Origin of the sequence: Pseudolactococcus hodotermopsidis (assembly GCF_011170085.1) — a bacterium.
Classification (GTDB): Bacteria; Bacillota; Bacilli; order Lactobacillales; family Streptococcaceae; genus Pseudolactococcus; species Pseudolactococcus hodotermopsidis.
Genome location: NZ_BLLI01000009.1, coordinates 41,035 through 48,504, shown reverse-complemented (window position 1 = coordinate 48,504; position 7,470 = coordinate 41,035). Strand labels below are relative to the sequence as shown.

General features: G+C 39.9%; 7 protein-coding genes. All 7 read left to right on the top strand.

Annotated features, from left to right (window positions below; translation table 11 throughout):
* The first annotated feature begins 243 nt into the window (after positions 1 to 243).
* The 7 genes from alsS (at position 244) to Hs30E_RS02780 (ending at position 7,386) form a co-directional block, all read left to right on the top strand.
* On the top strand, positions 244 to 1,902 hold the full coding sequence (gene alsS / locus Hs30E_RS02810; protein ID WP_172207783.1) for an acetolactate synthase AlsS: 1,659 nt from the start codon (positions 244 to 246) through the stop codon (positions 1,900 to 1,902).
* 96 nt (positions 1,903 to 1,998) lie between these two features.
* Complete coding sequence (gene budA, locus Hs30E_RS02805) at positions 1,999 to 2,709, top strand: acetolactate decarboxylase (protein WP_172207781.1); 711 nt, start codon at positions 1,999 to 2,001, stop codon at positions 2,707 to 2,709.
* On the top strand, positions 2,702 to 3,886 hold the full coding sequence (locus Hs30E_RS02800; RefSeq protein ID WP_172207779.1) for a bifunctional folylpolyglutamate synthase/dihydrofolate synthase: 1,185 nt from the start codon (positions 2,702 to 2,704) through the stop codon (positions 3,884 to 3,886). Before budA ends, Hs30E_RS02800 begins: the two co-directional genes overlap by 8 nt.
* Positions 3,887 to 4,114: 228 nt before the next feature.
* Positions 4,115 to 4,384 (top strand): 30S ribosomal protein S14, encoded by a 270-nt coding sequence (rpsN, locus tag Hs30E_RS02795; protein WP_172207778.1) that lies wholly within the window; start codon positions 4,115 to 4,117, stop codon positions 4,382 to 4,384.
* Between the two features lie 377 nt (positions 4,385 to 4,761).
* Positions 4,762 to 4,881, top strand: coding sequence for a putative metal homeostasis protein (locus Hs30E_RS02790; protein WP_172207777.1), 120 nt, complete (start codon positions 4,762 to 4,764; stop codon positions 4,879 to 4,881).
* 74 nt (positions 4,882 to 4,955) lie between these two features.
* Positions 4,956 to 6,461 (top strand): metal ABC transporter solute-binding protein, Zn/Mn family, encoded by a 1,506-nt coding sequence (locus Hs30E_RS02785; RefSeq protein WP_172207776.1) that lies wholly within the window; start codon positions 4,956 to 4,958, stop codon positions 6,459 to 6,461.
* Between the two features lie 223 nt (positions 6,462 to 6,684).
* Entirely contained in the window at positions 6,685 to 7,386 is a 702-nt protein-coding gene (locus tag Hs30E_RS02780; protein WP_172207775.1) for an ABC transporter ATP-binding protein, read from the top strand.
* Positions 7,387 to 7,470: the final 84 nt, after the last annotated feature.

Below are 7,470 nucleotides of genomic sequence, written 5' to 3'. Positions count from 1 at the left end.
CCCTAAACTCTTCACGACTTCGTCGTTCAATCATTAAGGGAGTAGCTAACCCAACGCCTAAGCGGTAAACCGCTAAGGCACGTTGTGCATAGCTACTTCCCTAAACTCTTCACGACTTCGTCGTTCAATCATTAAGGGAGTAGCTAACCCAACGCCTAAGCGGTAAACCGCTAAGGCACGTTGTGCATAGCTACTTCCCTAAACTCTTCACGACTTCGTCGTTCAATCATTAAGGGAGTAGCTATGACAACAGATAAATTCGGAGCGGATCTCATTGTAGATTCGCTCATTAACCACAATGTTAAATACATTTTTGGTATTCCAGGTGCGAAAATTGATAAGGTTTTCGATACTTTAGAGGACAAAGGGCCAGAGCTAATCGTTGCTCGTCATGAGCAAAATGCTGCTTTCATGGCACAAGCAGTTGGCCGTATTACTGGCGAGCCAGGTGTCGTTATCGCGACCTCTGGTCCAGGTGCGTCAAATTTAGCCACAGGTTTAGTGACTGCGACAGCTGAGGGCGATGCAGTTTTGGCGATTGGTGGTCAAGTCAAACGTGGTGATTTGCTCAAACGCACGCACCAATCAATGAACAATGCGGCACTTTTTGAACCGATTACCAAATACTCAGCGGAAGTCCAAGATCCAAACACGCTCTCGGAGATTATGGCGAATGCCTACCGACTCTCTAAGTCGGGTAAGCCTGGCGCGAGTTTCATCTCCATTCCCCAAGATGTTGTAGATAGCAAGGTCGAAGTTGCCGCTATCAAACCGCTAAATGCACCAAAACTCGGTAATGCCTCTATCGACGACATCAACTATCTGGCACAAGCTATTAAAAATGCTGTCTTGCCCGTTTTATTGCTTGGCAGTGGTGCGTCGTCAGCACCTGTAACTCAGGCAGTTCGCGAGTTGTTGACCCATGTTAATCTGCCAGTTGTTGAGACTTTCCAAGGTGCTGGCGTGATTTCACGCGATTTGATACACAATTTTTTCGGACGTGTCGGTCTTTTTCGCAATCAACCTGGCGATATGTTGCTGAAAAAATCTGACCTTGTTATAGCGATTGGCTATGACCCGATTGAATATGAGGCACGAAACTGGAATGCTGAAATCGACAGTCGTGTGATTGTCATTGATACGGCACTGGCTGAGATTGATACTTACTATCAACCTGAACGCGAACTGATTGGCGACATGGCGCAAACTTTAGAGAATTTGATTCCTGCAGTGCGTGGTTATAAGATTCCTGAGGGAAGTATTGCGTATTTAGACGGCTTGCGAAAAATTCTTGAAAGCCAAGATTTTGACCGTCATTCTGAAAAAAATCGTTTACATCCATTGGATTTTATTGACGTTTTTCAAGCTACTGTCAAGGACGATGAGACAGTTACCGTTGATATAGGCAGTCACTATATCTGGATGGCGCGCCATTTCAAATCTTATGAACCGCGTCATTTGCTTTTTTCAAATGGTATGCAGACTCTTGGTGTCGCATTGCCTTGGGCGATTTCTGCTGCTTTATTGCGCCCTAACAAAAAAGTTTACTCTATTTCTGGAGACGGTGGTTTTCTATTTTCAGCGCAAGAACTTGAAACCGCAGTTCGTCTTAAGTTACCAATTATTCACATTATTTGGAATGATGGGCATTACAATATGGTTGAGTTCCAAGAAATTATGAAATATGGTCGTTCATCGGGTGTTGATTTCGGAGCTGTTGATTATGTCAAATACGCTGAGGCTTTTGGTGCTACGGGTATCCGTGTGACAAATAAAACCGATTTGGCAGAAGTTCTGGGCAATCTTGAGGCGACGACTGGACCAGTCATCATTGACATTCCGATTGATTACAAAGATAATATCAAACTTGGCGAAACAATATTACCAGATGAATTTTATTGATGAAAATGATAAAAATATAGGTGTAACTTGTTGCTAAAATCGTTATTTTACATAAATTAAATTATGTAAAACCGAAAAATGAAAGGAAATAGAAGTTTGTCTGAACCCATAAAACTTTTTCAATATAATACATTGTCAGCGCTCATGAGTGGGCTTTTCGAGGGCAGTCTGACGATTGGTGAATTGCTAGAGCATGGCAATTTAGGCATTGGTACACTAGATGAAATTGACGGCGAGCTGATTGTTCTTGACGGTAAAGCCTACCAAGCACGTGGCGATAAGACGATTACCGAAGTCAAAGCAGATGTCAAAGTCCCTTATGCAGCAGTTGTTTTTCATCAAGCTGAAGTTATTTTTAAGCAGCGCTATGAAGCAACTTCTGACGAACTCCAAGCACGAATTGAGGCTTATTATGATGGTGCTAATCTTTTTCGCTCCATCAAAATTCATGGCACATTTACCAAAATGCACGTGCGTATGATTCCCAAGGCAAAAGCAGGTCTGAAATTTGCAGAGGTGGCGGAAAGTCAGCCAGAATACACGATTGAAAACGTGACTGGCACGATTGTTGGCATTTGGACACCTGAGATGTTTCACGGCGTGAGTGTTGCTGGCTATCATCTGCATTTTATCACGGATGATCACACATTTGGCGGTCATGTTATTGATTACACGATTGCGGAAGGCATCGTCGAAGTGGGCGCTGTTGACCAACTTGATCAGCGTTTTCCTGTGCAAGATCGCAAGTATCTGTTTGCCAAGCTCAATCTTGACGAATTAAAGGAGGATATTGAAAAAAGTGAGTAATGCAAGTATAAAGTGGATACATTCGCGACTGAAATTCGGTATCAAACCTGGTCTGTTGCGGATTAATTACCTGTTAGAGGCGCTGGATAACCCACAAAATAAGCTGAAAACTGTCCATATCGCTGGCACCAATGGCAAAGGCTCAACAGTTAGCTTTTTGTCTAATATTTTGCAGCAATATGACCTAAAAGTCGGCACTTTCACCTCGCCTTATATCGAGATTTTTAACGAGCGAATTGCGATAAATGGTGGCTTTATTTCAGATGATGAACTTGATTCGATAGTCGCAGTTATCAAACCTCTAGTTTTGGAAATGGATAAGGATGAAAATCTTGCCAATATTACTGAATTTGAGATTTTAACAGCCATTGGTTTCCAGTATTTTTATCAAAAAAAAGTTGATATTGCACTAATAGAAGTCGGACTTGGCGGTCTTTATGATTCGACAAATGTGATTACACCACTTGTATCGGCTATTGTAACGATTGGTATGGATCATCAGGATATTTTGGGCGATACGATTGAAAAAATTGCGAGTGAAAAAGCAGGCATTATTAAACATGCTGTGCCAGTTGTTGTCGGAAATGTATCAGATGAAGTGCTTCAAGTCATTGCTGCAAAAGCTGAGACTGAAAAGGCACCGATTTTCCGTCCTCAATCGCAAGTCTTTGAGCTTAGTCTACATGGTCAGTATCAACAAGAAAACGCTGCGCTTGCTGTCAAAATTTTCGATATTTTGGCTGAAAAATTGAATTTGACACCAAATGATGGGAAAATTGTTCAAGGATTGAAACAAACTTTTTGGCCTGCTAGAATGGAGAATCTCAACGGGTTTATTCTTGATGGCGCGCACAATATCCCCGCAATTAAACGTTTGATTACTGAATTTGACGGTAGCCAAAACGTGAGGATTCTTTTTTCAGCCTTGCAACGAAAAGATTTTCATGAAATGATTCGGCTTTTACGAACGATTCCAAATGTCAAGCTGACTTTGACGACTTTTGATTATCCTAAGACGATTGTGTCTAGCGATGTGGCAGGGATTTCGGACGTTACTTGGCTTGATGATTGGCGAGAGTTTGTTGAAACGCCTAGAAATGCTGATGATATTTATTTGATTACAGGGTCTCTTTACTTTATGAGTCAAGTTCGGGCGTATTTGCTTAATTTAAAATAATGTTAGATTAACAAAAATAATGTTTACCAGTTGACATTATTTTTTTGTCATGATATACTTAACTGGTAAACTAATTTGCGAATGCCTATACTTGACCAAGTACGAAAATGCTATGCAAGATTATTTGATAACTCAATAGTTGGTTAAATTATCAAAAAACTGTATTGATTTTGCGCTTGATTGTAATAGCTTCAAAGTAGTTATCTCAATATTTTGAAAGGAGAAGTCATGGCTAAAAAGTCAAAAATTGCCAAGTACAATCGGCAAAAAGCACTGATTGTTCAGTATGCTGAAATTCGCCAAGAATTGAAAGCGAAGGGTGATATTGAGGGCTTACGTAAATTGCCTCGCGATAGCAATCCCAATCGCTTGAAAAATCGCGATATGATTGATGGTCGTCCCAATGCTTACATGCGCAAATTTGGCATGAGTCGGATTAATTTCCGCAAGCATGCACATTTGGGACAGATTCCAGGCGTGAAAAAGGCAAGTTGGTAAGTCTAAAAAGTGTTAATGAGTGTTCAGCACCGTAGGAAAATAGAAAATTTTAAGGTTCTGCGTTTGCGCAGGTTCTAAAATTTGTCTTTTTCCCTAGGTGTTGCTCATTAAAAACTGGATTATAAAAAGTGTTAATGAGCGTTCAGCACCACAAGATACCGTGTTTACATAATTAATGTAAACTATCTTTTCTGCTAAGAATTGTTAATTATCCAATTGACATTTACCAAACAAAAATAAATCATGATATTGAAAGCGGTGCGATGAAGTCGCAAACTTTCGTGAAAATTAGGAAGAGCCGTAAGTGAACGTAGTTTGTGCGGACAAATTGTCTATTTTCCTAGAAAGTTAGCTTGAAATTCAAATAAGGAGGAAAAATGGCTAAACCACAAGATTTACCAACGGCTTACCGTCGTTTGAAAAGTCCTAGTATCAAGATTCGCAAGGCTGCTTTGCGTGTGATTCGGGAACACAATCGTAACAAAAAACGCACATAAGGTAATTTACCAGTTGACAATATTTTTTTTGATGATATACTTAACTGGTAAACTAATTTGACAAGGAGATATTTTTGAAAAAGAAATTATTATTTGGTCTTTTGACTGCTGCAGCTAGTTTATCACTTTTTGCTTGTTCAAATGCAGGTGATAGCGATCAAAAGTCTGATAAATTGCAAATCGTGACGACTTTTTATCCTATGCAAGCATTTACCAAAGGTGTTGTTGGTGATGAGGGCGAAGTTTCGGTCTTGGTCAAGCCGGGTATCGAACCGCATGATTTTGAGCCGTCTGCCAAGGATGTGGCGGCGATTCAAGAGTCGGATGCTTTTGTCTATAACAATGAGAATATGGAGACTTGGGTCGCCAAAACGACGAAAGAGATGACTGATGTTGACCTTATCAAAGCGTCTGAGGGAATTTTACTCCTAGCGGGTTCGCATGATGAGGAAGATGAGGGAGTCGGTCATGAGCATGCGCTTGATCCGCATGTTTGGCTGTCGCCAGCGTTTGCTATCAAAGAGGTTGAGACGATTCGTGATAGCTTAATCAAGCAGTTTCCCGATAAAAAAACGGCTTTCACGGCAAATGCTGCAGCATATTTAGAAAAGCTCACAGCACTTGACGAGGATTATCGGACAAGTCTCAGTGAGGCGAAACAGAAGAATTTTGTCACGCAACATGCAGCATTTGCCTATTTGGCGCTATCTTACGGTTTAAATCAGGTCTCTGTATCGGGGATTGACCCTGAGACTGAGCCGTCTGCAACGCGTCTCAAAGACCTCAAAGCCTATGTCGAAAAAAATGAGATTCACTACATTTATTTTGAGGAAAATGCCTCTGATAAGGTTGCAAAAACCTTGGCTGATGAGGCAAATGTCAAGATTTTACCGCTGAATCCCTTGGAATCATTGACCCAAGAGCAGATTAAGGCGGGGGAAGATTATATTTCTGTGATGAAAGAAAATCTTGCTAATCTTGAAAAAACGACAAATGCTGTCTCTAAAGTGACTGAAATTGCACCAGAAAAAGCTGTCGAAAAGACAATTTCTCAAGGCTATTTCAAAGATTCGCAAATCAAAGATCGTGCGCTTTCTGATTGGGCGGGTGAGTGGCAATCGGTTTATCCTTTGCTTGAAACAGGCGCGCTTGACCAAGTGATGAGCTATAAAGCCTTGCGCAACAAGGATATGACAGCTGAAGAATACAAGGCTTACTATGAAAATGGTTACAAGTCTGATGTTGATAAAATTGACATCAAAGGCGATAAAGTGACTTTTTACATCAAAGGCAAGGCGCATACAGCGACTTACAAATATGTGGGCAAGAAAATTTTAGACTACGAAGAAGGCAATCGGGGCGTTCGTTTTATGTTTGAGGCGGTTGGCGAGACCAACGGTGCTTTCAAGTATTTCCAATTTAGCGACCATAGTATTGCACCAACGAAAGCTGAGCATTTCCATATTTATTATGGCAATGAGAGCCAAGAGGCGCTTTTAGATGAACTTGAAAATTGGCCGACTTATTATCCTAGCGACCTTTCTCCAGAGGAAGTCGCACAGGAAATGGTGGCGCATTGATTGAAATTTTTAAGAAAAATTTATCGTATTCACAAATGCTAAGTGGCGTGGCTTGACTTTAGCTACGTTCTTAAGAACATCGTTTATCTGTAAATGGTGTTTTTTTGTTATTTTATTTAAAAATGTTTCAAAATCGTAACTTTTGTTGCATGAGCATATAATTTAGGTTATAATGTATATATGTAAGTATAATTTTAGAATGTTAGACGGTGGAGAGAGTCAAATGAGCTATATTGAGTTAAAGCATTGTTACAAGAAATACAAATCTGGCGATTCAGAAATAATAGCTAATAATGATTTGAATTTTTCAATTGAAAGCGGCGAATTAGCGGTTATTTTAGGAACGTCTGGTGCGGGAAAATCAACACTCTTAAATATTTTAGGTGGTATGGAAGTAGCTGATGAAGGGCAAGTTATTGTTGGTGGGGAAGATATTTCGCATTACAATGCTAAGCAGCTAACTAAATATCGACGGTTACATATTGGATTTGTCTTTCAGTTTTATAATCTCGTGACTAATTTGACTGCTAAAGAAAATGTTGAATTGTCTTCAGAAATTGTCTCAACGCCTTTGGAGCCTGTTCAAGTGTTGAGAGAGGTTGGGTTGGAATCTCGAATGGATTATTTTCCCTCTCAATTATCTGGTGGTGAGCAACAGCGTGTTGCGATTGCAAGAGCGGTCGCTAAAAATCCTCAAATTTTACTATGTGATGAACCGACTGGTGCACTTGATTATGAAACAGGAAAACAGGTGCTAAAGATTTTGCAAAATATGTGTCGGAGTATGCAAACAACGGTTATTATTGTAACACATAATAGTTATATCGCACAAATTGCGGACAAGGTAATTAAAATGCGTGATGGTAAGATAGTTGCGTGTGAAGTGAATCAAAATCCTAAAGATATTGATAATATCGAATGGTAAAAATAATGGGTGTTTTTTTATTTCTGAACTAAAAAATATCTAAATCAAAAGTCGAATTAATAGAAAGTGTTGAGTTTGAAAAAG

Excerpts from the sequence above, each read along its gene's own strand:
- Hs30E_RS02780 (WP_172207775.1), top strand. The coding sequence starts at position 6,685 with ATGAGCTATATTGAGTTAAAGCATTGTTACAAGAAATACAAATCTGGC.
- Hs30E_RS02790 (WP_172207777.1), top strand. The coding sequence starts at position 4,762 with ATGGCTAAACCACAAGATTTACCAACGGCTTACCGTCGTTTGAAAAGT.
- rpsN (WP_172207778.1), top strand. The coding sequence starts at position 4,115 with ATGGCTAAAAAGTCAAAAATTGCCAAGTACAATCGGCAAAAAGCACTG.
- alsS (WP_172207783.1), top strand. The coding sequence starts at position 244 with ATGACAACAGATAAATTCGGAGCGGATCTCATTGTAGATTCGCTCATT.